The 24,854-nt window shown below is 70.4% G+C and carries 27 protein-coding genes; 11 read left to right on the top strand and 16 right to left on the bottom strand.

Translation table 11 applies throughout. The annotated features are described in order from the left end of the window. Nucleotides 1-416 precede the first annotated feature (416 nt). From Pme01_RS16920 to Pme01_RS16910, 3 genes are all read left to right on the top strand, one after another. A complete protein-coding gene (locus tag Pme01_RS16920; RefSeq protein WP_239088280.1) occupies nt 417-1,028 on the top strand; it encodes a GntR family transcriptional regulator in 612 nt (203 codons plus the stop codon). Further along, nucleotides 1,025-2,332 carry an MFS transporter gene (locus Pme01_RS16915; protein WP_168114181.1) on the top strand — a complete coding sequence of 436 codons (1,308 nt, stop codon included), beginning with the start codon at nt 1,025-1,027 and terminating at the stop codon, nt 2,330-2,332. Before Pme01_RS16920 ends, Pme01_RS16915 begins: the two co-directional genes overlap by 4 nt. 100 nt (nt 2,333-2,432) lie before the next feature. After that, on the top strand, nt 2,433-3,155 hold the full coding sequence (locus Pme01_RS16910; RefSeq protein ID WP_168114182.1) for a hypothetical protein: 723 nt from the start codon (nt 2,433-2,435) through the stop codon (nt 3,153-3,155). 25 nt (nt 3,156-3,180) lie between these two features. Here the strand turns inward: Pme01_RS16910 and Pme01_RS16905 are convergent, their stop codons facing one another. Together Pme01_RS16905 and Pme01_RS31055 are read right to left on the bottom strand one after the other, a co-directional pair. After that, the gene (locus Pme01_RS16905) at nt 3,181-4,884 is read right to left on the bottom strand and encodes a peptidase M16 family protein (protein ID WP_168114183.1); all 1,704 of its coding nucleotides are present in this window, start codon (nt 4,882-4,884) and stop codon (nt 3,181-3,183) included. Beyond that, nucleotides 4,881-5,840, bottom strand: a complete 960-nt coding sequence (locus Pme01_RS31055; protein ID WP_239088279.1) for a hypothetical protein — start codon at nt 5,838-5,840, stop codon at nt 4,881-4,883. Before Pme01_RS31055 ends, Pme01_RS16905 begins: the two co-directional genes overlap by 4 nt. Nucleotides 5,841-6,036: 196 nt before the next feature. On the opposite strand from Pme01_RS31055, the gene Pme01_RS16895 reads away from it, so the two are divergent. From Pme01_RS16895 to Pme01_RS31535, 5 genes are all read left to right on the top strand, one after another. Next, nucleotides 6,037-7,359: an extracellular solute-binding protein gene (locus tag Pme01_RS16895; protein WP_203935682.1), complete on the top strand. Its 1,323-nt coding sequence runs from the start codon at nt 6,037-6,039 to the stop codon at nt 7,357-7,359. Between the two features lie 38 nt (nt 7,360-7,397). Then, nucleotides 7,398-8,285, top strand: coding sequence for a carbohydrate ABC transporter permease (locus Pme01_RS16890; RefSeq protein WP_203935681.1), 888 nt, complete (start codon nt 7,398-7,400; stop codon nt 8,283-8,285). Continuing rightward, a complete protein-coding gene (locus tag Pme01_RS16885; protein WP_168114186.1) occupies nt 8,282-9,115 on the top strand; it encodes a carbohydrate ABC transporter permease in 834 nt (277 codons plus the stop codon). Before Pme01_RS16890 ends, Pme01_RS16885 begins: the two co-directional genes overlap by 4 nt. A gap of 27 nt (nt 9,116-9,142) precedes the next feature. After that, nucleotides 9,143-10,201 (top strand): SIS domain-containing protein, encoded by a 1,059-nt coding sequence (locus Pme01_RS16880; RefSeq protein ID WP_168114187.1) that lies wholly within the window; start codon nt 9,143-9,145, stop codon nt 10,199-10,201. Nucleotides 10,202-10,352: 151 nt separating this feature from the next. After that, nucleotides 10,353-11,009, top strand: coding sequence for a DUF4232 domain-containing protein (locus Pme01_RS31535; protein ID WP_240947802.1), 657 nt, complete (start codon nt 10,353-10,355; stop codon nt 11,007-11,009). A 22-nt stretch (nt 11,010-11,031) separates the two neighbouring features. Here Pme01_RS31535 and Pme01_RS16870 read toward each other — a convergent pair whose 3' ends face one another. The 5 genes from Pme01_RS16870 to Pme01_RS16855 form a co-directional block, all read right to left on the bottom strand. After that, a complete protein-coding gene (locus Pme01_RS16870) occupies nt 11,032-11,511 on the bottom strand; it encodes a hypothetical protein (protein ID WP_168114189.1) in 480 nt (159 codons plus the stop codon). 100 nt (nt 11,512-11,611) lie between these two features. After that, nucleotides 11,612-11,737, bottom strand: a complete 126-nt coding sequence (locus tag Pme01_RS31530; RefSeq protein WP_275408535.1) for a hypothetical protein — start codon at nt 11,735-11,737, stop codon at nt 11,612-11,614. Then, nucleotides 11,721-12,566, bottom strand: coding sequence for a helix-turn-helix domain-containing protein (locus Pme01_RS16865; protein ID WP_275408536.1), 846 nt, complete (start codon nt 12,564-12,566; stop codon nt 11,721-11,723). The genes Pme01_RS31530 and Pme01_RS16865 overlap by 17 nt, the downstream gene beginning before the upstream one ends. Before the next feature lie 14 nt (nt 12,567-12,580). Further along, nucleotides 12,581-13,129: a DUF6879 family protein gene (locus Pme01_RS16860; protein ID WP_168114191.1), complete on the bottom strand. Its 549-nt coding sequence runs from the start codon at nt 13,127-13,129 to the stop codon at nt 12,581-12,583. A gap of 2 nt (nt 13,130-13,131) precedes the next feature. Further along, on the bottom strand, nt 13,132-13,335 hold the full coding sequence (locus Pme01_RS16855; protein WP_203935680.1) for a lipid A biosynthesis lauroyl acyltransferase: 204 nt from the start codon (nt 13,333-13,335) through the stop codon (nt 13,132-13,134). A 455-nt stretch (nt 13,336-13,790) separates the two neighbouring features. Between Pme01_RS16855 and Pme01_RS16850 the strand changes: the two genes are divergently transcribed. Both Pme01_RS16850 and Pme01_RS16845 read left to right on the top strand, forming a co-directional pair. Next, nucleotides 13,791-14,018: a flavin reductase gene (locus Pme01_RS16850; protein WP_168114192.1), complete on the top strand. Its 228-nt coding sequence runs from the start codon at nt 13,791-13,793 to the stop codon at nt 14,016-14,018. A 214-nt stretch (nt 14,019-14,232) separates the two neighbouring features. Continuing rightward, entirely contained in the window at nt 14,233-14,865 is a 633-nt protein-coding gene (locus tag Pme01_RS16845) for a LysE family translocator (protein WP_168114193.1), read from the top strand. Here the strand turns inward: Pme01_RS16845 and Pme01_RS16840 are convergent. The 3 genes from Pme01_RS16840 to Pme01_RS16830 all read right to left on the bottom strand — a co-directional run bounded on the left by Pme01_RS16840 (nt 14,862) and on the right by Pme01_RS16830 (nt 17,966). Continuing rightward, nucleotides 14,862-15,839: an anti-sigma factor RsbA family regulatory protein gene (locus Pme01_RS16840; protein ID WP_168114194.1), complete on the bottom strand. Its 978-nt coding sequence runs from the start codon at nt 15,837-15,839 to the stop codon at nt 14,862-14,864. The two genes, Pme01_RS16845 and Pme01_RS16840, sit on opposite strands and share 4 nt — an antisense overlap. After that, a complete protein-coding gene (locus Pme01_RS16835; protein WP_168114195.1) occupies nt 15,836-16,660 on the bottom strand; it encodes an MEDS and STAS domain-containing protein in 825 nt (274 codons plus the stop codon). The genes Pme01_RS16840 and Pme01_RS16835 overlap by 4 nt, the downstream gene beginning before the upstream one ends. A 112-nt stretch (nt 16,661-16,772) precedes the next feature. Beyond that, complete coding sequence (locus Pme01_RS16830) at nt 16,773-17,966, bottom strand: alkane 1-monooxygenase (RefSeq protein WP_168114196.1); 1,194 nt, start codon at nt 17,964-17,966, stop codon at nt 16,773-16,775. Nucleotides 17,967-18,109: 143 nt separating this feature from the next. Between Pme01_RS16830 and Pme01_RS16825 the strand changes: the two genes are divergently transcribed. Next, nucleotides 18,110-18,712, top strand: a complete 603-nt coding sequence (locus Pme01_RS16825) for a TetR/AcrR family transcriptional regulator (protein ID WP_239088278.1) — start codon at nt 18,110-18,112, stop codon at nt 18,710-18,712. 44 nt (nt 18,713-18,756) lie between these two features. On the opposite strand, the gene Pme01_RS16820 is transcribed toward Pme01_RS16825, so the two are convergent. The 6 genes from Pme01_RS16820 to Pme01_RS16795 form a co-directional block, all read right to left on the bottom strand. Then, entirely contained in the window at nt 18,757-19,608 is an 852-nt protein-coding gene (locus tag Pme01_RS16820) for a sugar phosphate isomerase/epimerase family protein (protein ID WP_168114197.1), read from the bottom strand. Between the two features lie 10 nt (nt 19,609-19,618). Beyond that, a complete protein-coding gene (locus Pme01_RS16815) occupies nt 19,619-20,710 on the bottom strand; it encodes a Gfo/Idh/MocA family protein (RefSeq protein ID WP_168114198.1) in 1,092 nt (363 codons plus the stop codon). Then, nucleotides 20,707-21,597: a carbohydrate ABC transporter permease gene (locus tag Pme01_RS16810; RefSeq protein WP_168114199.1), complete on the bottom strand. Its 891-nt coding sequence runs from the start codon at nt 21,595-21,597 to the stop codon at nt 20,707-20,709. The genes Pme01_RS16815 and Pme01_RS16810 overlap by 4 nt, the downstream gene beginning before the upstream one ends. Continuing rightward, nucleotides 21,594-22,475 carry a carbohydrate ABC transporter permease gene (locus Pme01_RS16805; protein ID WP_168114200.1) on the bottom strand — a complete coding sequence of 294 codons (882 nt, stop codon included), beginning with the start codon at nt 22,473-22,475 and terminating at the stop codon, nt 21,594-21,596. Before Pme01_RS16805 ends, Pme01_RS16810 begins: the two co-directional genes overlap by 4 nt. Before the next feature lie 3 nt (nt 22,476-22,478). After that, a complete protein-coding gene (locus Pme01_RS16800) occupies nt 22,479-23,804 on the bottom strand; it encodes a sugar ABC transporter substrate-binding protein (RefSeq protein ID WP_168114201.1) in 1,326 nt (441 codons plus the stop codon). A 235-nt stretch (nt 23,805-24,039) separates the two neighbouring features. Then, nucleotides 24,040-24,726, bottom strand: a complete 687-nt coding sequence (locus Pme01_RS16795; protein WP_168114202.1) for a hypothetical protein — start codon at nt 24,724-24,726, stop codon at nt 24,040-24,042. Between the last annotated feature and the right edge of the window lie 128 nt (nt 24,727-24,854).

Raw genomic sequence — 24,854 nt, 5'->3', positions numbered from 1 at the left:
ATGCCTTCCGTGGCGGGTTCGACATCGACGGTCGGGCGCGTCGGTTGTCGACCCGGTTCGCGGAAGGGTGCCGCTCGGTTGCGGCGGTGAATTAAGCGGAATAAGCGTTATACCCGCTTAGCGCAGAACGGCGGATGCCGGCGGTGGGCGGCCTTCGGGGGCGGCCTTCGGGGGCGGCCCACGATGCGGCGACCCACGATGCGGCGACCACGATGCGGCGACCCACGATGCGGCGACCCACGATGCGGCGACCCACGATGCGGCAGCCCAAGATGCGCAGCCCAGATGCAATGGAGATCACGTCGGCGATCGGCCCTGGTCGCCGCGGTGCGCCGTAGGATAGATACATCATGTATCCCTCATCGAGATCCGCGCCGAACCCTGCGCAAAACACCGCACCGTCCGCGACCACCCGGGTGTACCAGCACCTCAAGCGGGCCATCCTGGAGCAGCTCCACCCCGGCGGCGCTCTCCTCACCGAGGCCGAGATAGCCGAGGCGGTGGGCGTGTCCCGTACCCCCGTGCGCGAGGCGCTGCTGCGCCTGGAGACCGAGGGGCTCGTCGTGCTCTACCCCAAGCGCGGCGCCCTGGTGCTGCCGGTGTCGGCGCGCGAGATCGACGAGGTCATCGAGGCCCGGACCCTTGTCGAGGGCCACGCGGCCGGTCGGGCCTGGGACCGACGGGCCGACCTGGTGGTCGCGCTCGAGCCGCTGCTGGACGCGATGCGCGCCGCGCGCTCGGCCGGCGAGCCCACCGCGTTCGTCGAGGCGGACCGCGCCTTCCACGAGGCCGTCGTCGAGATTGCCGGCAACCGGATCCTCGGCGACCTGTACCACCGGCTGCGCGACCGCCAGATGCGCATGGGCGTCGCCTCCATGCGCATGTCGCCGGACCGGATGGACCGGGCGATCGCCGACCACGAGGAGATGGTCGCCGCCCTGCGCGCCGACGACGCACGGCACTGGACCGACCTGGTCGTCGGGCACGTCGCCACCACCGCCGGGTACCTGCGAGGAGCGCAGGCGTGATCTCTGGAAAGAAGGCGCTCCTGATCTGGGGCGCGGGCGTGTTCGCGTACGGGGCGGCGGTCTTCCACCGCTCCTCGCTGGGCGTGGCCGGGGTCGAGGCGGCCAACCGCTTCGGCATCGGCGCGTCCATGCTGGCGATGTTCTCGGTCGGTCAGCTCGTCGTGTACGCGGCGATGCAGGTACCGGTCGGGATCCTGCTCGACCGGTTCGGCTCCCGGCGGCTGCTCGTCGCCGGCGCCGCGCTCATGGGCGCCGGTCAGCTGCTGTTCGCGCTCGTGACCGACGTGCGCCTGGCCATCGTCGCCCGGATCCTCATCGGCCTCGGCGACGCGATGACCTTCATCAGCGTGATCCGGGTGGTCGCGCTGTGGTTCCCGCCCCGCCGCAATCCGCTCATGGTGCAGCTCACCGGCGTGATCGGCCAGCTCGGGTCGCTGGCTTCAGCGTTCCCCCTGGTCCTCCTCCTGCACGGCGCGGGCTGGACGCCGACCTTCCTCGCCGCGGCCGGGCTCGGCGTCGTCGCCGTCGTCGGCGTGGCCACCGTGCTGCGCGACCACCCCTACACCGGAGAGGCGCCGCCGGTACCGCCCTCGAACGCCGCGGTACGCGCCGGCCTGCGCGCCTCGTGGTCGGAGCCGGGCACCCGGCTGGGGCTGTGGACGCACTTCGTCACCCAGTTCTCGGGTACGGTCTTCGCGCTGCTGTGGGGGTACCCGTTCCTGGTCTCCGGCGAGGGGCTGCCGCCGGCCACCGCCGCGCTGCTGCTGTCGCTGCTGACGGTCGCCGCGATCCTCTGCGGCCCGGTCATCGCCAACTTCTGCGCCCGGCGGCCTTACCACCGCTCGGTCCTGGTGCTGGCCATCCCCGCGAGCTCGGCCGTCGCCTGGGCCGTGGTGCTGCTCTGGCCGGGTCGGGCCCCGCTGTGGATGCTCACGGTGCTCGTGCTGGTGCTCGCCATCAACGGACCCGGCTCCATGATCGGCTTCGACTACGCGCGGACGTTCAACCCGGCCAGCCGGATCGGCGGTGCCACCGGCATCGTCAATGTCGGCGGCTTCGTCGCCGCGGTCGCGCTGATCCTCGGCATCGGCGTCGTCCTCGACGTGCTCACCCCTGCGTCGGCCGGCAACCACTACTCCCTCACCGCGTTCCGCTGGGCCTTCGGGGCGCAGTACCTGCTGTGGGGGATCGGGGCGGTACAGGTCGTGCGGTACCGCAACGCCGCCCGCCGCCAGCTGGCCGAGCGTGACCCGGACGCGTTCGCCGCGCTGCGGCGGGGACTGGTGGCCGCCACCGCGGACTGACCCCGTACCCGTGCCATCTTTTCCCGCAAGCGGGGAAGGGCCGCACGGAGGAAGGGGAGGGTGGACATTGACGCCCATAATCGGTGCTGTGGTCGCGGGCGTGATCCGATGGGTTGGCGCCGAGCTTCAGCGGGTGTTCGGGCCCGCTGTCGGCGCGGTCCGGTGCCGGCAGTGGTACCGGTTCTGGCTGGGGCCGGCCGCGTCGCTGATGGTGATCGCGCTGGGGTGCGCCTACCGCACCCCGGCCGGGCACGCGTTCATCGAGGCGTACGCGATCACGCGGCCGGGTGAGGACTGGTCGACGGTTGCGCCGCGGCTGCCGCTGTCGATGTTCGCGCCGGCCGCGCTACTGCCGTTCTGGTTCGCGATCGTCCAGGTCGGGGTGGTGTACGGGCTGGCGCAGGCCATCTTGGGCTGGCGCCGGACGGTCGCCGTCGCGGTCATCGGGCACGTGCTCGCCACGTACTCGGCTCACCTGTGGATCCTGCTCGGGCGGCCGTTGGGGGTCGGCCACCGGTACGACTCCTTCGGCGACGCGGGGCCCTCGGTCGCCGTGGTGGCCCTCGTCGCGTACCTCGGGCTCGTGCGCGGAGCCGGTTGGCTGGTCGGCGCGCTGGTCGCCTACGACATCACCGAGGTCGCGATCTTCAACGGCCTGTCGCAGCGCGAGCACCTGGTCGGGGTGGTCGTCGGTGCGCTCTGCGGCGGGGCCGAGCGGCTCGCCGCCCGGATCCGGCGGGATCCGTCCGGCGGGCCCTTGAGCGTCACAACTTCCGGAGAGGTGCTGCTTCAGGCCCCCGCCGGAGACCACAACCTCCGATGAGGAAGTTGTGACGCTCAAGGGTGGCTCAGCGGGTACCTGCCGCACGCTGGCGACGGTGCCGGGCGATGAGGGCCGCAGGCAACGCCAGCAGGGCGGCGAAGAACCAGACGAAGCCGACCAGCGCCCACGTCACGCCGTCCGACGACGTCTCCGCGTCACTGGCCACGCCGGCCGTCGTCAACCCCGCCAGACACGCGACGATCCCCGCCAACACGAGCAGGACGATCATGAGGGCCTGCTCCAGCCGTCTGCCCTTCGCCGGCTGCGCCGCCGACTGGGGAGTCGGCCGGGGGACGGCCTCCGGCCGGCGGGCCGGCATCGGGACGGTGACGGCGGCGGGCACGGCCGCGTCGATGGCCGCCAGCGCGGCGGGCGCCACGGCGTACAGCGTCGGCTCGATCCGAACGGTGATCCCGTCGTCGCCGATCAGCCGGCGGCCGCCGTCAGGCCAAGCGAGGTTCGCCGCGCACCGGTCGAACCGCACGGTCGCGGGGGCGTGCGGCGTGACGATGCTGACGCCCTCGGCGCCGACGACCAGGCTCACCCGATCGTCTTCGAGGGACCGGTAGCCCTGTCCGTGGACGGCCTGCTCCGACGAGGTGGGCGCGGCCGTGAAGCCGGCCCAGTCGGCGCTGTGTCGTTCCGGAACCATGAGCAGCGCCGAGCCCATCGCCTCGACGGCGACCTCGTGCAGGTCTTGCAGGTCCACCGCGTGCAACTCCGCGCGCAGCTCGTCGTGGGTCTTGTTCGGGTATCCGGTCAGCAGGTTGACCGCGTACGACGGAAGCCCGGCGGCTGCCGCCTCCGGATGGCTGAGCGGCTCCTCCGCCTTCGTCCGCGCGGCGTTGAGATCGGCCTGCTCCAGGCGCCCGACCCGCAACTTCGCCAGCACGTCGATGAACCCGCCGAGCGTGGCGCCCTGCTTTTCGGGGAGGGCGTCGGCGACCGCGGTGATGGTGGCGAAGCCGTCACCGCGCGGGTCGTAGGACGTGCCGACCGTGTACGAGAAGCCACCCTCCTGGCGTAGGGCGCGAAACAGCTCCCGCTCCAGTACTCCGGTGAAGAGCGAGGCGGCCGTGCGCCGGCCCACCACGGCGTCGAACACGACCACGTTGTCCGGGCCGTGGAAGTAGGCCGGGGCGACCGGCAGCGCCGACGACGGTGCCGGCAGCGGTCGGCGGACGCCACCGGGCAGCCGCAGCCGGAGACCGCCGGGCACGTCCTCACCGGCGATCCACAGGACCGCGTTCTCCCGGGTGAACCAGGTGTCCACCCACCCCTTCACGTCGTCCGGAGTGAGCTCCGACAGGCCCCACTCGGGGTAGCTGAGCAGTCCGAATCCGCGCGCCCCGTACCGCCACAACGGCAACTGCTCGGTGACCCCGGGCGTCCGGCTGTTCTCCTCGGTACGCAGGATCTGCTTCTCGGTCTCCAGCCGCTCGAGCGGGAGGTCGGTCAGCCCCTCGCACACGCCGGTCAGGAAGGAGACGACGTCGTCCTCTGAGCCCCGGGTGTAGAAGTGGGTGACGACGGCGCCGGTCGCGCCGTTGAAGTGGTAGTCGGTGAGGCCGTGCCGGTGCAGCGCGAGGTGCTCGACGAGGTGGGTGATGCCGCCGCGGGCGAGGGTCTCGTCGGCGCGGCCGACCCGGAAGGCCAGGCCGGCGCGCATCGGTCCGGGCGTGGGGGCGATGATCGTGGGTACGCCGTCGACCTCGGTCTGGCGGATCATGCCGCCGCTCCCTTCGCCAGCGCCTCGGCCCGGTGACGCTGGAAGGCCTGCGCCGGATCACCGAGGTACGTCCATGGAGATTCGCTCGCCAGGTTGCCCAGCGCGCGGAAGTGCACCGCCGCGTGCTGATGACGGCCGGCGAGACTGAAGACCATGGCGAACGTACTGTGCGCCAGGACCCACCCGTACCTGGGCTGGAACGACGGATGCAGGACCGAGCGGGTCGCCGCTGCCACGAGCTCCTGCTGTACCTGGGGCTGGTTGAGATACTTGGCGCCCTCGGCCCGCCCCAGGTCGAGCCAGCGCTCAAGGTGGCCCTCGGCGACGAGGACGGCGTTGAGAGCACCCTCGGGCGCGTTGAGCATGCAGCCGTTCGCGAACGCGTGCATCTCCTCCCAGGAGCCGCTCCACTTCGGGCACAGTTGCTGGAGGAGCTGGCGCTGGGCTGGCAGGTTGTTCGGGTCGTGGGCGGCCGCACGGTCGTAACGGCGCCGCGCCTCGGCCTGACCCAGTTCGAGGCCGCGCGCGGTGGTCAGGCGCAGTGACCAGGCGGCCAGGTTCTCCGGCTGCAGCGCGGTGACGTCGATCAGGATCCGCTCGGCGCGGCGAAGGTACTCGTGGAACTCGGCGAACTGTTCGCGGCTGACGTGCGGTGCCCGGGCGTTGGAGCGGATGCCCCAGCCGATCTCGATGAGCCGGCAGGCCAGCAGCGTACGGGCCAACGTGGACGGCGTCTCCCGCGCCGCCAGGTCCTCCAGGAACGGCTCCATGCCGGTCTGCTCGGCGACGATCCAGACCGCCGAGTTGTAGAGAGTCGCGTCGGTGACCTGATCCACGCGCGCGAAGACGGTCGAGATGGTCGGCCAGTCGCGGGCTGCGACGGCGTTCCGGAGCCGTGCGAGCTCGGGAGACGCGGCAGCCGGATCGAAGTTGGGCGGAGGCAGGGGTGGGGGCACGCGCAAGATCATACGATCCGCCGCCGTCGCCGCCAGTCGTACAAACGTCCGGCTCTCGTCCGCGTGCTCATCCCCGGTGGAACGCCGCGCGCGCTGCGGGCGTATCGACTTCGTTGCATCCCTTGACGGCTCGCAGCAGCGCGGGTAGAAGGTCAGTTAAACGTCTTAACTATTCCGGCCTGATCGAGGAGCGGCGATGTCGGAACCGAAGGGCACGTCGGAACCGAAGGGCATGCTGTCGCGCCGCGAGCTGTTCCGGCTGTCGGCCGTGGCGGCCGGCGCCGGCATCCTCGCCGGCTGCGACGTCGCCGGTGGCGGCGGCAACGCCGGCGGGCAGGGCAGCGGTGAGGGCAAGATCAAGGCACTGTTCATGCAGCAGGCCGCGTACTCCGAGGCCGACATCCGTAACATGACCGCGGATTTCCAGAAGGCCAACCCGAAGATCCAGGTCGAGCCCACCTTCGTGGCGTACGACGCGCTGCACGACAAGATCGTCGCGGCCGCGCCGGCCGGCACCTACGACGTGGTGCTCATCGACGTGATCTGGCCGGCCGAGTTCGGTACGAAGAAGATCGTCACTGAGGTCAGCGGCGACGTACCGGCGGCGTGGCAGTCGGGCATGCTCGGCGGCGCGCTGACCACGGCGAAGTACCAGGGCAGGTTCTACGGCGTGCCGTGGATCCTGGACACCAAGTACCTGTTCGCCAACACCGAGCTGCTCGGCCGCGCGGGCGTCGACCCGGTGAGCCTGTCCACCTGGGACGGCGTCCTCGCCGCCGCGCGGGCGCTCAAGGACAAGCGCGTCATCGAGTACCCGCTGCTGTGGAGCTGGAAGCAGGTCGAGGCGCTCATCTGCGACTACACGCAGCTGGTCGGCGCGTTCGGGGGAAAGTTCCTGGCCGACGACGGCAGGGCGGTCGCCTTCAACACCGGCGGCGGCCTCGCGGCGCTGGAGTTCATGCGCAGGACCCTCGACGAGAAGTTGACCAACCCCAACTCCCTCGAGTCCGTCGAGGACGACGTCCGCAAGGTCTTCTCCGAGGGCGGCGCCGCCATGGCGATCAACTGGACGTACATGGTCAGCGCCGCCGACGACACGGCGAACTCGAAGGTCGCCGGCAAGGTCGCGGTGCTACCGACCCCGAGCGGACCCTCCGGCGGTCCCGGCGTCAACGGCTCGATGGCGCTCAGCGTCACCTCGGGCAGCCGCAACCAGAAGGCGGCCTGGCGCTACGTCAGCTACCTGACCAGCGCCGAGGTGCAGAACAAGTACGCCAAGAACTCGCTGCCGTGCTGGGCGGCCTCGTACGACGACCGGAAGGTGGTCGAGGCCAACCCCAAGGTCGTACCGGTGGCCAAGAAGCAGCTCGCGTCGCTGATCGAGCGTCCGCAGGTACCCCGCTACAACGAGATCAGCCAGCTCCTGCAGGCCGAGATCCAGAACGCGCTGCTGGGCCGGAAGTCACCCAGACAGGCCCTCGACGACGCCGCCGCACAGGCGAAGCCGTTGGTGGCATGAGCGAAGCCGCTCGTGGCGTGAGCGAAGCCGGTCATCGCGTGAAGACGAGCAGGAGCGGATCCGCCCGGCTGGCGTACGCACTGCTGCTGCCGGCCGCCGTGCTGGTGTTCGGCGTCGTGCTCTACCCGGCCGGGCGGGCCCTGGTCATCTCGTTCTACGACGTCAACAGCCCGTTCCCCGGCGCGTACCCGTTCCTCGGCCTGGCCAACTACGCGGCCGTGCTCTCCGACGGTCGAGTGTGGACGGCGGCCGGGCACACCCTGTACTTCACCGTCGTCTCCACCGCGGCCGAACTGGTCTTCGGCATGGGGCTCGCGCTGCTGCTCGCCGCGCCGCTCAAGCTGCGCTGGCTGTTCCGATCGATCGTGATCCTGCCGTGGGCGCTGCCGACGATCGTCAACGGTGCCATGTGGCGGCTGATCCTCAACGCCGAGTACGGGGTGCTCAACGCCGTCCTCACCCAACTCGGCCTGGCCGACGGCTACCGCTCCTGGCTTGGCAGCGACCCGTTCGTGGCGCTGAACATGGTGGTCGCGGCCGACGTCTGGAAGAACACGTCGCTGGTCGCGTTCTTCCTGCTGGCCGGCCTGAGCACGATCCCGCGCGAACTGTACGAGGCCGCGCGGGTCGACGGGGCGGGTGCGGTGCGATCGTTCCTGCGGATCACGCTGCCGCTGCTGGTACCGACCGTCGCCATCGTGCTCGTGCTGCGCACCATCGAGGCGTTCAAGGTCTTCGACATCGTGTACGTGATGACCGGCGGCGGGCCGGCGAGCGGCACCCAGACGATCACCTTCTTCACGTACCTGCAGGCATTCTCGTCGCAGCGGTTCAGCGTCGGCTCCGCGCTGGCGTACCTGACCGTACTGGCGGTCCTGGCGCTGGCCATGGTGTACCTGCGACTGCTGCGCCAGAGGTCGACGTGAGGTACCGAGTTTTCATTCACGCAGCCGCGCTGTTCGCGTCCGTGGTCATTCTCGCGCCGTTCGGCTGGCTGGCGTACTCGTCGCTGGTGGGGCAGTCCGACCTGCTTGCCCGGCCGCTGCGCTGGTGGCCGGAGCGGGTCACGCTCGACCGGTACCGCGAGATCTTCTCGGCGGACCAGGGCGCCGCCGCGCTGTTCCGGGACGCCGTGGTCAACAGCTTCCTGGTGGCCTCGGGGACGGTGGTGATCTCGCTGGTCGTCGGCATCCTCGGCGGGTACGCCGTCGCCCGGCTGCGCTTCCCGCTGCGACGCACCACGCTGCTGGCGTTCCTCGTGACGTACATGCTGCCGCCGATCAGCCTGATCATCCCGCTGTACCTGCTGATGGCCAGGTTCGGGCTGCTGGACACCCGGACCGGCCTGATCGTCGTGTACTGCTCGCTCGCCACGCCGTTCACGCTGTGGACGATGAGCAACTTCTTCGCCACGCTGCCGGTGGAGTTGGAGGAGGCCGCGCGCGTCGACGGCTGCACCCGGCTCGGTGCGCTGGTACGGGTGATCCTGCCGCTGGCCCGGCCGGGCATCGTGGCGACCGGCCTGTTCGCGTTCCTGCTGTGCTGGGACGAGTTCCTGTACGCGCTGATCTTCACCTCGACCGGCAACGCCAAGACGATCCCGGTCGCGATCGCCGAGTTCACCGGGCGAAACGCCGTCGACTTCGGACTGATCGCGGCCGGCGGGGTGTTGGCGGCGCTGCCGCCGGTCCTGATCGCCCTGGTCTTCCAGCGGTACCTGATCGGCGGCCTGTCGACCGGCTCGCTGAAGGGCTGACCGCCGTGACGAGGTTGGGAGGGGCGCGTGGCGCCTGAGTTCATCGACGGGGTGCGGTCGCAACCGGACGTGCTCCGCCGGTCGGCCGCTGCCGTCCGGGAGGCGTTGGACGGGGGACCGGTCACGGAGTTGTTGGGCCGCGGGCGGATCGCCGCGATCGGAATGGGCGCCAGCACGCATGCCGTGGCCGGCTTCGCCGCCGCGCTGCGTGCCGCGGGTCGACCGGCCGTTGCGCTGAGCGCCGCCGACTTGGTCTCAAACGGCGTGGTGTCCGACGGCGTGGTCTCCGACGGCGTGGTCTCCGACGGCGTGCCGGCGGGGCTCGCCGATGCGTATCTCGGTGTCAGCCAGTCCGGGCGCAGCACGGAGACGGTCGAGGCGATGCGGGCGGTCGGCCGTGGCGCCCCACGGGTCGCCCTGACCAACAACCCCGGGTACCCGCTGGGCGCCGTCGCCGACGCCGTGCTCCCACTGGGCTGCGGCGAGGACACGCGCGTGTCGACGTTGAGCTATACGGCGACGGTACAGGCGTTGGGGCTGCTCGTGGACGCGTTGACCGGGACCGTGTCGGCGGACTGGGACGCGCTGCCGGGGCAGGCGGCAGACGTGCTCCGCGGCGACGCCACGCCGGTCGTGGACGCGTTCGCCGACGTCGCCGCGATCGACGTGGTGGGCTCGGGCGTACGGCTGGCCTCGGTGGGAGCGGCGGCGCTGCTGCTGCGGGAGTCGGTGCATCTGCCGACGGCGGGGTTCACGACGCGGGAGTACCTGCACGGGCCGCTGGAGGTGGCAGCGCCCGGACGGGGCGCGCTGGTCTTCGGCGAACCCGGCGGCCGGGAGGCCCGGTTGGCCGGTGAACTGGCTGGTTGGGGCGCGGCCGTCGTCTTCGTCAGCAGCGGCGGCGACGTGCCCGAGCAGTCGAACCTGCGGGTGGTTCGGTTGCCGGCCGTCGGGGGACTGGCCGGCGCGGTGCTCGACATCCTGCCGGTACAGGTCGTGGCCGCCGGGTTGGCGCAGCGGAAGGGAATGGCGATCGGGTTGCACCATATGCCCGACGACACGAAGGTCGGGCCACCGGAGGGCTGACCGGGACAGGAGTGGTCGTCGCGTGCCGACGACGGCATGTCGCCCCTCGGGGAGTCACCGAGTTGACTGACGTCGGTCCCGTGGACGGAGAGCATGGATCCGTCTGGCCGCCGTTGTCGAAGCCGGCGGCACGGGAGAGCGGGGTGCTCCGATGGTACGCGGGACTCTACTGACGACATCTCTGGCGGCTCTGACACTGGTGGCGTTTGCCGGGTGTAGCGGGTCGTCCAAGCCCAAGGCGTCCGGACCGTCCGTGCAGCCCGCGTCGGCGGCGCCGTCCGCGCCCTCGACGCCCGGTGTCCAGGCTCCCGGTGGGCAGGCGCCCAGTAGCCAAGCGCCCCCCGGCGGTGCGAACGGCGGGACGGGGGAGTGTACCGTCGCCCACCTGAACCTCGCGCTGGTGCAGTCGGGCGCCGCCGCCGGCCACTACGGTTTCGTCCTCGTCTTCCGGCACGACCAGACCACGACCTGCCGACTGCAGGGCTACCCCGGGGTCGCCGCCCTCGACGAGAACGGCGCCCAGGTGGCGCAGGCCCGGCGTACGCCGTCCGGGTATCTCGGTGGCCTCCGTGACCCGTCCGGACAGCCACCGGCCGTCGACCTGGCTCCCGGAGGTGTGGCGTCCGCACTGGTCGAAGGGGCCAACGTGCCACCGGGTGGTGCGTCGACCTGTCCTGTCTACAAAGGCGTGCTGGTCACTCCGCCTGACGAGACCCACTCGGTACGGCTCGACGTGACCGCGAACGGGTGCAGTGGGCTCGAGGTGCATCCGGTGGTGCCCGGCGAGCGAGGGTCTCAGGTCGGCTGATCCGGACTCCGGTGAGCGGGGCCTACGAGGCGTCTACTGCTGGTTTGTGCGGCACCAGGAACACCCAGGCCTCGGAGAATCCGGAGAAGATCATCCAGGCTGCCGTGTACGCCTTGACGTCCAGACTGTCCCACCACAGCAGGAAGCTGAACGTGACCACCGTGATGGCTACCCCGCAGAGCTGCCACTTGTCGAACCGGTCTGCGAGCCTGCGGTACCGGATGAAGACCGCGACGTGCCACGCCATGATCAGGTAGCCGCCGACCCCCACGAGCCGACCGCCCAGGACCCAGGGATGACCGGGCATCAGGAACAAGATCCCGAGGAACATGGGCGCGGCCAGTTCGCCGAGGGTTGTGATGGCGACGGTCTGCTTCAGCGGATGCGTGCGCCATATGTCCGAACGGAACTGGAAAGTCAGGAAGGCGATGGCGAGCAAGGCCGCCGCGACGGCGGTGAGATTCTGGAAGTACGGAACCCACGCGTCAACATTTGCCGCCATCGTCGCCCCTCCGCTGGGAACCCACCGTCCGGTCGGCACCTGTCGCTACGACCGAGTCAAGGTGAGGTTAGAGTTCGGCGCAGCAGCGGATCAATGCCTGTCAATGGGGAGCGCCGAGGTCGGGGTTCTCCGCCATGCTGACGGCTGACGCCCCGTCGATGGCGAGGACGAAGTCGCGGACCGCCGAGCCGTCGCCGTCGTTGCGGTAGTCACCGCGGAAGGGCATCCGACGCGGCGACGATCAGTCGCCGGGCCTCCGAGCCGGTCACAGCCTCTTCCCACAGTTGGTCCATGACCCGGTGGTACTTCTCGACGTCCTCGGGTCCGCACTCGGTCTCCCCGACGAACGTCTCCACCACCCCATAGTTGTCGTACAACTGGAACGAATTCTGCGGGATCCGCGACAGCGGCCGCCGCAGCGGCACGATCCCGAAGCGCACATTCGGCAGGTCGATCGCGGTTTGCAGCCGGTCCAACTGGGCTCGCATCACAGCCGGTGGAATCGGCATCCAGCCCAGCACCGGTTCTGTGATCATCAGTTCGAATTGCTTGGTGGTGTCGTACAGCGCCTGCTGACGTTCAAGCCGTGTCGTCACGGCCGCTTCTACGTCGCCTACCGCTAGGTCGTGCAGGTCGACCATCTCGGCGAACGCCCGTCGGGCATAGTCGGGAATCTGCAAGAACCCTGGTATCCACGTCGTTTCGAAGTAGCGGATCCGGGTCGAGTTCGCGACCAGATCGTTGTAGTCCTTCTGGACCGCGACCTGCCCGCGGCTCATCCGCCGGCGCCAGTCCCGGTGCACGGTCTGTGCGTCGTTCAGCAGTAGGCGTAGATCCTCGGCGTCCTCGTCGCCGGCCCGCGTCGCCTGGGCCCAGACGGCGATGTCCTCAGTCGACGGCATTTGCCGGCCGTTCTCCAGCCTCGACACCTTCGACGGCGCCCAGCCGAGCATCTCGGCGAGGTCCTTGCCAGCCATCCCGGCGGCGGTGCGTAGGTTACGCAGCCGGTCGGCGAGACCGCCCGGCTGCGTCAACCGGTCCTGTGGTCGTATCACGGCGGGGCTCCAGGCTAGGCGGTGGCGGCGTTGGGTGGACGTTCCAGAACGCCATAGCGGATAGCCAGTTCCCGCCACGTACACGCCTGATCGATCATCTGTTGGTCGGTGGTGATTTCGTTGGCGATGCGATGCCCAACCTCGTCGAAACGCAAGATGATCAGCCGCGTCTCGTCGAGCAACCACCAGTCGGTGTTGCCGGCCGCTGGCAGGAGCCCGATGTCGTACGCCTGCTGGCGGGTCAGGTACCGCATCGTCTCGCCGGCGGCGATGTTCCAGGTGCCGATCCAGCGTTCCCAGCGCTGGTAGCCGGTCGGAGGCTCGTCATGGACTCGGACGCGTTCGACGTGCCGACCGCGTCTGGTGACGGCGGCGATGTGGACGTACCAGGCGCGCAGGCTGGGTACCTCGGTCGGGTCCTGCGGATCGCCCGCGAGGAACCGGGCGAGGGTGTCGGTCTCGGTGGGCTCGCGGTACTCCCGCTGAAGCTCAAGCCGGAACGCAGAGCGCTCGAAGGTGTGAAGCTGCTCGGCGAACTCGGCTTCGGTGAGCGGGGTGGTCATGGTCAGGGCAGGTCTCGCAGTCGATCGAGGACGTTGGCAGGCACGTACACCGCGTCCTCGTTGTCGGCCAACTGGCGCAGCTGGGCGCGTTCGTCGCCGGTGAGCCGGATGCCCTGGACGACGTAGCCGCCGTTGGTGGTGTAGAGGGCAGGGCAGCCGCCGCCGCCCGAGTCAGCGTCCTTCCACAGATAGACCAGGTTTCGCACGGGATGCCCCTTCCAGTTATTGATCTGGGCATTCTCGATGCTGACACGATTGCTCGTGCTTGCGCAATTGCGCCAGCTGTCTTGCTCAGATGGCGGTGGCAATTGTGTCTGGCACAACCTGACAGACAAGTCTTCCGACAATTGCATGCAATTGCTTGACTGGATGCTTAATTGTGGGGCACGCTTTGGGGCGGACCTATCTCTAGGCATCGGGCGCGGCGGACCCGTGCGCACCCTGCCGGCCCAGGAGGTGACGGACGTGGCATTCGCGTTCGCGCTCATCGGAACCGCAGTACTCGGCTTCATGGCCGGACTGTTCTCGTTCAAGGTCAAGTCAAGGTGGTGTCCGCTGTGCGGCGCGCGGCTCACCTGTTCCGTCTGTACCCGGGCAGAGGGACCCCAGGCGCAGGTGCAGCCGTGACGCACCTCCCGGTCGACGCGGAAACCGTGACCTGATGACCGCGCTGCACACTCCACTCCGGCCACAGTGGATCTGCGTTGGCTGTGGGTGCGACTGGCCGTGCCTCACCCGCCCCGGTCAACTCGCCGCCGAGTACGACCGGGCGAGGGTTTGCCTGTCGCTGGTGATGTCGTCCTACTTCGTCCAGGCATCCGAAGATCTGTACGCCGTACCGGCGGGTGAACTGTACGTCCGCTTTCTCGGCTGGATGGGCAGCCCATGATGGCGTCGACAATCGACCGGCAAGCGCTGGTACGACTGGTAGCAGCCGCCTCCGAGGTCGCACACGCCCACAGCGCACGACCCGACGGACTGTGTGCCGGCTGCCTGACCGAGCGGAGCCGCCTGGCCCCGAGCCCGTGCGCTCAGGCGCAGTGGGCGCGGTCGGTGCTCGACAGGTACCGGGTCGGCGCCGTAACCGGAGCTACGGTGGCACGATGACGTGGTCGTCGTACGCATCGTTCCTGGCGTTCGCGGTCGCCCTGGTCCTGGCACCCGGCCCCGACTTCGCGGTCGTCACCAAGAACACGCTCGCCTCCGGTCGCTGGCGCGGCGCCTGGAGCGGGGTCGGCGTCGCCTGCTCCAACGCGGTCCAGGGCACGGCCGCGGCGGCCGGGCTCGGCGCGCTGATTGTGCGTGCGCAACCGGTCCTGGAGGTCGTCCGGTGGGCCGGCGTGGCGTACCTGAGCTATCTCGGCATCCAGGCCATCCGGTCGGCGGTCCGCGGCCGGTACCCGGCGCTCGACCCCGATACCGGCGGGCGCGCCAAAGGTGCTGCCTTGGGCGGCTGGCGGCAGGGGTTCCTGTCCAATATCACCAACCCGAAGGTACTGGTGTTCTACCTCGCGGTGCTGCCGCAGTTCCTCGCCCCGGGCGCGGGATCGACGGTCCTGCTGGCGTTCGCGCTCAGCCACGCCCTGCTGTCACTGCTCTACCTGCTGATGCTGACGACGTTTCTGCACCGGGTACGCCGGTTCCTGACCCGACGCCGGGTCCGCCGGACGCTCGACACCGCCACCGGCGTGGCGCTGCTGGGTTTCGGTACCCGACTCGCCGCCGATCGGGTCTAAGTACGCGCGGCCGGGGCCGAGGTGATCAGTCGTACCGTGAAGCCGGCCGGGGTCCGCGCCGTCTCGACCCGGTCGCACAGCTGCCGGGCCAGCCACAGCCCGGTACCGCTGCCGGGGCTGAAGGCGTCGTCGGGGTCGGGCCGCATGTACCCGGCAACGGGGTCGTCGAAGCCCGGGCCGGCGTCGGTGACCGTGCACACCAGCCGCTCGGGCGGGGTCCAGAGCCGTACCCGTACCGGTGGCCTGCCGTGCACGAGGCCGTTGACGACCAGCTCCTGGACCGCGGCCACGACGTCGGCCATGATCGGCAGATCCACCTCGTGTGCGTCGAGCGCGGCCCGTAGCTGGTTGCGCAGGGCGGCTACCTGGTGAAGATCGGTCACCGCGGCGAACGCCACCGTCGGGCTGGTCTCCTCCACCGGGTCCGGCCCGGCCGCGAACCGGCGCAGAAACGTCGCCGGGTCGACGTACCGTTCGTTCCGGATGCGGCCGGCAGGGGTGAGCAGGAACGGGTGGGCGCTGGCCAGGTCCTTGATCACCGGTTCGGGTAGCGCTCCGACATCAAAGGTGCAGGTGCTTGTCAACGGACACATTGCCAGCGTTACGTTGCAGATCGCCTCGAATCGGCTGCACTCCGCCCAGGCGTCGGGGTTGGCGCCGAAGTCGTTCGGCTCGCCCACCACCTCGACCCGCCGGGCGCCGACGGCGACCCGCTGGGCGACCATCTCGTGGTAGTCCTCGATGGCCGTGGCTGTCCGGGCGCAGACGCGGACCGGTGGGAGGCGGGTGATGCGTGGGTGCGGACCGATCGCGTCGACCAACAGAGCGGCGTACTCGTCGCGGCAGGCCAGGATCACCGCGTCGCCGGCTGCCAGCCCTTCGCGCAGGAGCGGGAGGGCCGCGGCGAGTAGCTCCTCCGGCGAGGAGAAGAACAGCCCCTGGTGGATGAAGTGGGTGACGGCCGCGGCGCTCACGGCTGGCCGCCGACCAGGTCGATGCCGGCGACCTGATCGACGCCCAGTAGCCGCAGCGTCAGGTCCACCGACGCTCGGGGTGCCACCAGGACGACGCGCCCACCGGCCTGCCGGAAGTCCCGGCTGGCGTACAGCAACTGCCGGCAGGCCGCCACATCCATGAACTCCAGCGCCGCGAGGTCCAGCCGCACGACGCCTACCGAGGAGGCGCTCGCGAGGTGGATGACGGTGGCGAACACGTCCGCGTTCCCGCGGTCGATCTCGCCGTCGAGAACCAGGCCGTGCGAGCTGGCGGCCATGCTGAGGGCGGAGTCCCGCAGCCGGTCCCGGTGCATCGCGACGAGTTCGTGGAGGACCGTCCGCTCGGTCGTCGAGTACTTGTACTGGCACAGCGCCGACACCGCCCGGGTCCGGCACAGCCGGTCAACCGTCCGCTCGATGTCGAGGTGGGCCGACAGCGATCCGGTGGCCCACGTGGCACTGGACTCGGCGGCCAGTCGTACCGACGGGAACCCCGCGTCCAGCGCCTGGTCGACGATCTCTTCCTGGCCGCCCTGCGGGTAGAACCGCTCCAACGGCAGCGCCGCCAACCGGCCGTCGGCCACCGCCGCGGCGAAGTAGACACCCCACCCGTTCGCGACGTCGAGCACCGACTCGCCCGCCGCGCGGGGCAGTTCGGCGTAGATGACCTTGTCGCCGCGGTCGAGGCCGCGGTAGATCCACGCAGCCAGGCTCGACAGCCGCTCGGACTCCGAGCGGTGCAGCAGCAACAGATGCCCGTCCCACTCCGGACCGTGGGACCGGGGCGCCCCGTTCCCCACACCGTGAACGTTACTCACCGCGACCGTCGCGGCGCACGGCCCCCTCGTCGGATCTTGGAGATCTCGGCACCGATATCGGCGTCGCGATCTCCAAGATCTCGGAGGAGATCCGTCAGGCGCTGCCCAGCGACGGCGCGGTGCCCGGCTGGGCGGCGGGCTGTTCCGGGTACCGGGCGCGTAGCCGCTCCAGCGCCGGCCGGTGCACGTTGGCCAGGCTCAGGTCGCCGTCGTAGTGGGCGATCACCCTCGGGTCCATGATGCGCCGCCACAGTGGAGTGATGACCGCGGCGACGATCATCGTCGCGTACCCGCCCGGCAACTGCGGCGAGACGTCGAAGCTGCGCAGGGCTTGGTACCGGCGCAGCGGGTTGGCGTGGTGGTCGCTGTGGCGCTGGAGCTGGAACAGGAACACGTTGGTGACGATGCGGTCGGAGTTCCAGCTGTGGCGGGGGTCCACCTTCTCGTACCGCCCGGCGGCGTTGCGCTGGCGGCGCAGGCCGTAGTGCTCCAGGTAGTTGACCACCTCCAGCAGGGAGAAGCCTACGACGGCCTGGAGCAGCAGGAACGGCACCACCCCGACGCCGAAGACCGCCACGGCCGCGACGAAGAGCACGACCGTCATCACCCACGCGTTGAGAACGTCGTTGCGGACGGTCCACGGGCTACGCGAGCGGATGCGGAAGCGGTTGGTCTCCAGCCGCCAGGCCGAGCGCAGGCTGCCGACGACGGTACGGGGCCAGAACGCCCAGAAGCTCTCGCCGAGGCGGGAGCTGGCCGGGTCCTCCGGGGTGGCCACCCTCGTGTGGTGGCCGCGGTTATGCTCGACGTAGAAGTGCCCGTACCCGGTCGGCGCCAGCGCGATCTTCGACAGCCAGCGCTCGACGGTCTCCCGCTTGTGGCCCAGCTCATGGGCGGTGTTGATGGCGATGCCGTTGACGATCCCGAGGGTGAAGACCAGGCCTACCGTCCCGACGACGCCCAGGCCGCCGTCGGTCCACACCTGGCAGCACACGACCAGGGCGACGTACTGGACCGGCAGGTACAGGTAGGTGATCCAGCGGTAGTACCGCACCTCCTGGAGCTGGCCGGCCAGCTCCTCGGGCGGGTTCTCGCGGTCGTCGCCGAACAGCACGTCGACCAGGGGGATCACGCCGAAGACGACCACCGGGGCGAGCCACCAGGCGAGCGGGGAATGGGTGGCGTACCAGAGCCACAGGCCCCCGAACGGGAGCGTGGGCACGAGCAGCGCCAACAGCCAGAGGTACTTCTTGTTGTCGTGCCACGCAGGGCTGAGCCGCTGCTCCATGTGGGACCTCCACCCGGTCGAGGTTTGTCGATGACTGTCACACACCTCACAGCGGTTGACAAGACCCCGATTTGAGTAAAGTAAATTGATTCGAAGCGGTGATGAGTACAAGTGCCCCCGCCGCCGGTACACTGCGTCGCAGGATGGACACGACTTCCCGGTATCGCGACACCGCCCGGCAGCGGATGCGCGACGCGATCGTCGAGGCCGCCCGCGACCTCACGATCGCCCGCGGCTGGGACGCCGTGCGCATGGCCGACGTCGCCACTCAGGTTGGGGTCAGCCGGCAGACCGTCTACAACGAGTTCGGAAGCAAGCCCGCGCTGGCCGAGGCGATCGCGCAGGCGGAGACCGAGCGGTTCCTCGCCGGCGTGAACGACGCGCTCTACGGCCACGACGACGTGCGCGAGGCCGCGCACGCCGCGATCTTCCAGGTACTGGACGAGGCGGCCGGCAACCCTCTGATCAAGGCGATCCTCACCAGCGCCCGGGGCGGCTCCGACCCGCTCCTGCCCTTCCTCACGACCCGGTCGGAGCTCGTGCTCGTCGCCGCGGCCGGGGTGCTGCGGCAGTGGGCGGCCGACCGGCTGCCGGCGCTACCGGACGAGGCCGTCGCGTTCGCCGCCGAGACCATCATCCGGCTGGTGGTCAGCCACATCGTGCTGCCGCTGGCCCCGGTGGACCGGACCGCGGGCGCCCTGGCCGATCTGGTCGTCCGCCTCGTCACTGATCCTGTCACGCCATGATCACCCAGACTTTTGACCGTCATAGCGGCCAAAAGTCTGGGTGATCATGGAGCGGCCACGTGAAGGAGGCCGCGCAGGTACGCCAGGTTGTCGCGGGTACGCTCGGCCAGCGGCGTCGTCGTGGAGAAGTCCTCCACCGTCACCCAGCCGTCGTACCCGTGCGAGGCGAGCGCGCGCAGGTACACCCCGAGATCGGCCTGCCCCTCACGCAGCGGCGCCCACTCGGATGTCCACTGTGTCGAGCCGTCCGGGGACCGCCCGACCGGGCGCCACGCGGCGTTCTTGACGTGGACGTGCGCCAGGTACTCCCCGAGCATCTGGAACCCGGCCAGGTGGTCCTCGTACCCCTCGATGACCAGGTTCCCGATGTCGTGGATGACGCCGACGTGCGCCGGATCCAGCCCGTCGACGAGCCGGACCGCCGCGGACGCCGAGGCGACGATCGTACGGTGGTGCAGTTCGACCAGCGCGGTGACGCCGTGCCGCGCCGCCCGGCCGGCGATCCACTCCAGGTTCCGGCGGGTGGCGGCGAACCGGTCACGGTAGTCACCGCCGCCGAGGCCCGGCATGACGACGCGTACCCGCTTCGCGTCGAGGGCGGCGGTGACCGCCAGCATCCGGTCGACGCCTCCGCGGTCGTGGCTCGGGACGTACCCGCCGAGGGCGGAGAACTCGAGGCCGGCCTCGCGGGTGATCCGGGCGATCATGGGCACCTGCGATTCCAGCCCGGTCAGCGGCCAGGTCGCCCGGTTGCCGGCCCAGAACCCCGGCTCGGGCGCGTCGTCCTGGTCGGTGATCCGCCACTCGATCCCGTCCCACCCCTGCTCGGCGAGGATCGTGGCGGCCTGCACGGGTGTCCACTCCGGAGTCGACGCGGTGAAGACCGAGAACCGCACGAGCGCCCCCTTACCCGATCCTGACGGGAACGTGGTCGAACGCACCGGAGAGCACGTCGTCGATCAGCACCGGCCGCCCCAGGGTCGCGGCCAGGTAGACCGCCTTGACCACGGTGAACGCCAGCAGCGCGTCGGGGACGCGGACGGCGGGCGGCCGTCCGTGCTCGATCGCGTCGACGATGTCGCGGTACTGGCGCAGGTGGCCGACCACGAAGCCGTCCGCCGGCTCGGGCGCACCGCGAAGCTGGTCGGCCGGCACGCCACCGTCCGGGTGAAGGTACTCCACCTGGTCGTCGTGAATGACCGCCGAGCCGCGTGAGCCGTGGACCTGGAGCCGTACCGCGAGCCCGGGGTACGCGGCGGTGGTGGCGTGCAGCACCGCGAGGGCGCCGGAGGCGAACCGTACCGTCGCCACCGCGACGTCTTCGACCTCGATGCGTTCGTGGGCGAGCAGGCCGGTGTACCCGAACACCTCCACCGGCCGGCCGAGCAGCCAGAGCAGCAGGTCGACGGTGTGGATGCCCTGGTTCATGGCGGCGCCGCCGCCGTCGTACTGCCAGGTGCCGCGCCAGGCCGCCGAGTCGTAGTAGTCCTGGCCGCGCCACCACGCCACGGACGCCACGGCGGAGGTGAGCCGGCCCAGCCGACCCTCGGCCACCGCCCGGGACACGGCGACGCTGGCGGGGTCGAAGCGGTGCTGGCTGATGACCGAGCAGACCTGGCCGCGCTCCTCGGCCGCCGCGGCCAGCCGGGCCAGCCGCCGGGCGCTGGGCAGCGTGGCGTCGAGGGGCTTCTCCAGGACCACGTGCCGGCCCGCGGCGAGCGCCTCCTCGACGACGCCGGCGTGCAGCCCGCTCGGCGTGCAGACCGCGACCAGGTCGACGTCACCGTCGGCGAGGGCGGCGGTCAGCGTCTCGTACCGGGCCGGCGGTCGGGTACCCGTGCCGGCGGCGACGCGCTCGGCCAGCGCCGCGCTCGCCGCGCTCACCGGGTCCACCACGGCGGCGATTCGCAGGCGCGGATGGCGCAGGATCGCGTCGGCGTGGGTGCGGCCGATGATGCCGCCGCCGACGATCGCGACGCAGATCGGGGCGGCCGTCACTTCACCCCGCCCGCCGCCAGGCCGCTGACCAGATAGCGCTGGAAGACGAGGTACACGACCACGACCGGGAGCGCGCACACCAGGGCGGCGGCCATCAACTGCCCGTACACAGGAATCGCGCCACCCTCCTGGGTGGCGCCGAACACCTGGAGCGCGACCGCCGCGGTGCGGGTGTCCGGGTTGGTCAGCACCGACGCGAACAGGACGTCGTTCCAGCCCAGCAGGAACGCGAAGATGGCCGAGACCACGAGCCCCGGCCAGCTCAGGGGAGTGATGATCCGGGTCAGGATCCGCCACGACGAGGCGCCGTCGATGCGCGCCGCCTCGTCCAACTCGCGCGGCAGCCCGCGCAGGTACGTCACCATCACCCAGGTGGAGAACGGCAACGAGAAGGTCAGGTACGTGACGAACAGCGCCCAGCGGGTGCCGATCACCTGGATGCCGAGCGCCGTCGAGGCGCTGGCGAACAGCACGAAGACCGGCAGCAGTACCAGCGTGCCCGGAATGGTCTGGAGGGCGAGCAACCCGCGCAGGATGGCCAGCCGACCCCGGAAGCCGTGCAGGACCAGGACGTACGCGCTGCAGACGGCGACCAGCGCGCACACGACCGCCACCGTCCCGGCCACCGCGACGCTGTTGACCAGGCCGCGGTCCAGGCTCACGGTCGACCAGATCCGCACGTAGTTGTCGAGGTGCAGGCCGGTCGGCAGGACGGCGCCCCGGGCCACCGCCAGGTCCGAGTTGACCGAGGCGAGGACCATGTACAGCATCGGCGCCCCGACGACCGCCAGCAGGACGGCGATGACCAGCGTGCGCAGCGGCCGGGGCAGCAGTTGGGTCACCTCCGGGTCCCGGCGGGCGCGCCGGCCGGGCAGAACGTCGGTCATGTCGTCCTCGCCTCCTCGCCCACGTCGAGCTTCACCGCCCGCAGGTAGACCGCGATCGGGACGGCGATCAGCGCGACGGACAGCACCGCCATCGCCGCGCTCAACCCGAACCGGAAGTTCTGGAAGCTCTCGATGTACGTCAGGACCGGCAGCACCTCGACGTCGTGCGGGCTGGGCACGCCGAAGAGTACGAACGGCAGCGCGAAGTTGTTGATGTCGTGCAGGAACGAGATCAGCATCGCCAGTGATACCGGCCCGCGCAGGCACGGGAAGATGACGTACCGCAGCTTCGCCCACCAGCCGGCGCCGTCCAGCGCCGCGGCCTCGTGCAGGTCCCGGTCGAGCGTCTGCAGGCCGGCGAGGGTGAGCAGGTACACCAGCGGCCAGGCGGCCCAGGCCTGCACGATGACCAGCGCCCAGAAGCTGCGCGGGCCGTTGAGCCACAGCCCGGTCGGCACGCCGAGCGGGTCCAGGACCCGGTTGGCCACCCCGGCCGGCTGGAGGATGATCCGCCAGAGGGTGCCGACCACGAACGACGGCAGGACGAACGGGATCAGGAAGGCGGAGCGGACCACGGCCCGCCCGGCGAACCGGTTGTGGGTGGCGAGCGCCGCGGCGACCCCGAGCGGCAGCGTCACGACCGTCACCGTTGCGGCGTACCCGGTACTGACCAGGATGGAGTGCGCCAGGGGCGACCGGGTCAGCGCCTCGTGGTAGTTGCGCACGCCGACGAAGGGCGCGCCCAGCCATTGCCGGAACGAGTACTGGTCCAGGTCGAGCAGCGAGATCTGTACCGCCACCGCCAGCGGGACGACGATGAGCAGCGCGGCGAGGACGCCACCGGGGACGAGCATCCACAGTGGGCGCTGTCGCTGCATGGGCTACTTCGCCTTGTCGAGCGCCGCCTGGGCCGACGACTGCGCCTGCCCGAGCAGCGACCGCAGCGCCGCGCTGTCGACCCTGCCGGTGGAGACGGACGGGACCGACTGCACCACCACGTTGACCAGCGCGAGCTGGATCTGGCTCCAGGCGCCGGTGAACGGGGTGGCGACGGACCGCGACGCCGACTCGACCATCGCGGCGAGCGCCGGGTCGCCGCGCAGCGACGCGGCGGCCTGCGCGTTCGTCGGCATCTCCCCGAAGGTCCGGTAGTAGTTCTCCTGCAGGTCCTGACTGGTGAGCATCTTGATCAGCGCGAGGGCCAGGTCCTTGTTCCTGGTGTACCTGGCCACCACGAGGTTGTCGCCGGACAGGATGCTCGCGGCGCCCACCCCGCCGGCGGGCAGTGCGGTGGCGCCCGGCGGGATCGTCGGCATGATCGTGTACCCGTACCTGCCGGCGACCGCCGACTTGTCCAGCGACACCTTCGACGTCGCCGACACCATCGGCACGAAGGCGGCCTTGCCCGCGCCGAAGGCCGCGAGGGCCTGGGCGTTCTTCCAGCCGACCGCCGCCGGGTCGACCACGTGGTCGGTCGCGATCCAGCCGAGGTAGGTCTGGTAGGCCTTCATCGTGGTGGCGTCGTCGAGGCGCGCCCGACCCTTGTCGACCAGGGGGTTCCCCGCCTGGAGGCTCATCGCCCAGACGAACTTCCACGGGTCGAAGCTGTCGCCGTACCCGACGGCGAGGCCGTACGTGCCGCCGGTGGTGACCCGCTTGGCCTGGGCGAGCAGGCCGTCCCAGCTGTCGGCCGGTTTGTCGATCCCAGCGGCGGCGAGCAGGTCCTTGTTGTACGCCATCACGAACGGGCGGGTGGTGAACGGTACGCCGACCTCGTGATCACGGTCCGGGCCCGAGATGCCGAGCGTGGCGGGCAGGAACTTGTCCCGGCCGCCGATCGTGTCCCAGTCGGCGCGGCCGAGTACGAGGAACGCGCCGGTGGCGTACGCGGTGGGGGTGAACGTGGTGCCCAATGAGTAGACGTCGGGGCCCTGGCCGGACAGTACCGAGGTCTGGATCTTCGTGAGCTCGTCGTTGGGCGTAGCGAAGGTCTCGAAGGTCAGCGTCGCGCCGGTCTCCCGCTTGAACCGCGCGGAGACGTCGGTGAACCACGCGCGCTGCTGCTCGGGGTAGATCGTGTTCGCGGAGACCAGAACGTGCAGGGTCTTGCCGGTGCCCGAGCTGCCGCCGCCGGAGCCGCAGGCCGACAGCGCCGAGATGGCGATCATGGCGATGGCGAGGACCGATGGAGTACGTCGACGTGTCATCCGCCCACTCCCCGTTGATCGAGACGCCCGGCCGCGCGGCGCGATATCGATTAACTTCCATTACTGGAATGGAGGGGACGGTACCAGCCCGGGGACGATTCGGCGTGGCCGTCATGGCCGGAGGATCCGGCGCGGCCGTCATGGCCGGAGGATCCGGCGCGGCCGTCATGGCTGGAGGATCCGGCGCGGCCGTCGTAGCCGACGGCCGCGCCGAACCCGATGGCTGAGGAGCGCGTCAGGGGCCCGCGACCGGCGGCACCGTGGGGTCGTCCGGCTGCTGCGGCGGCGTCGGCTGGCCCGGCTGACCCGGCTGACCCGGCTGGCCCGGGTAGGTCGGCGGCGGCGGCTCCCAGGCGGGCTCCTGCTTGCGGAAGAACTGGTTCGAGGCGGGCAGCGCCAGCAGGATGATCGCCGCGATCGAGGCGATCAGCCCGAGGACGCCCAGCACGATGACCGTCGGCTGGTACCAGCCCGGCAGCCCCTCGGTGAGCATCTTCTGAAGTTCGCTCTGCGAGGGCGCGCCCTCGACGCCTCCGGTGTTGCCGCCGATGCCGCCCGTGGTGTTGCCGACCAGGCCGTACCCTCCGCAGCACAGCGACAGGCCGAGCAGGACCCAGGTGACGATCCGGGCCGCCTGCTTGCCCCGGCTGTCGAGGATCGCCAGGACCACCCACGCGGCGGCGAAGAGCAGCGCGACGACGGCGGCACCCGCCAGGAAGATGGTCGTCGTGGTCGCGACGGTGTTCCCCATGCTGGTGTTCTCGAACGCCCGCTTCATGACGTCGCTGTAGGTGCCGAGAACCGAGAATTGCACAATTGCGCTGATTACCTGCAGAGCGGCCAGCAGGTACAGCAGATAGCAGGCGTACGTGACGGTCGCCGGCCGTACGCGCGCGCCTGGGGGTGGCGTGGCACTCGCCATCGTGTGGTCTCCTTCCGACGTGACCCGATCACCGTAGCGGGTTCGGCACCGTCGGCCCGGTGATTTGATCGGCTGTCCACACGCGACGTTGGTGACCGAGGTGCAACGCTCATGATCGAGATACAACG

Source organism: Planosporangium mesophilum (assembly GCF_016863255.1).
GTDB lineage: Bacteria > Actinomycetota > Actinomycetes > Mycobacteriales > Micromonosporaceae > Planosporangium > Planosporangium mesophilum.
The sequence above is the reverse complement of the archived record's forward strand: the minus strand, read 5'-3'. Positions and strand labels throughout refer to the sequence as shown.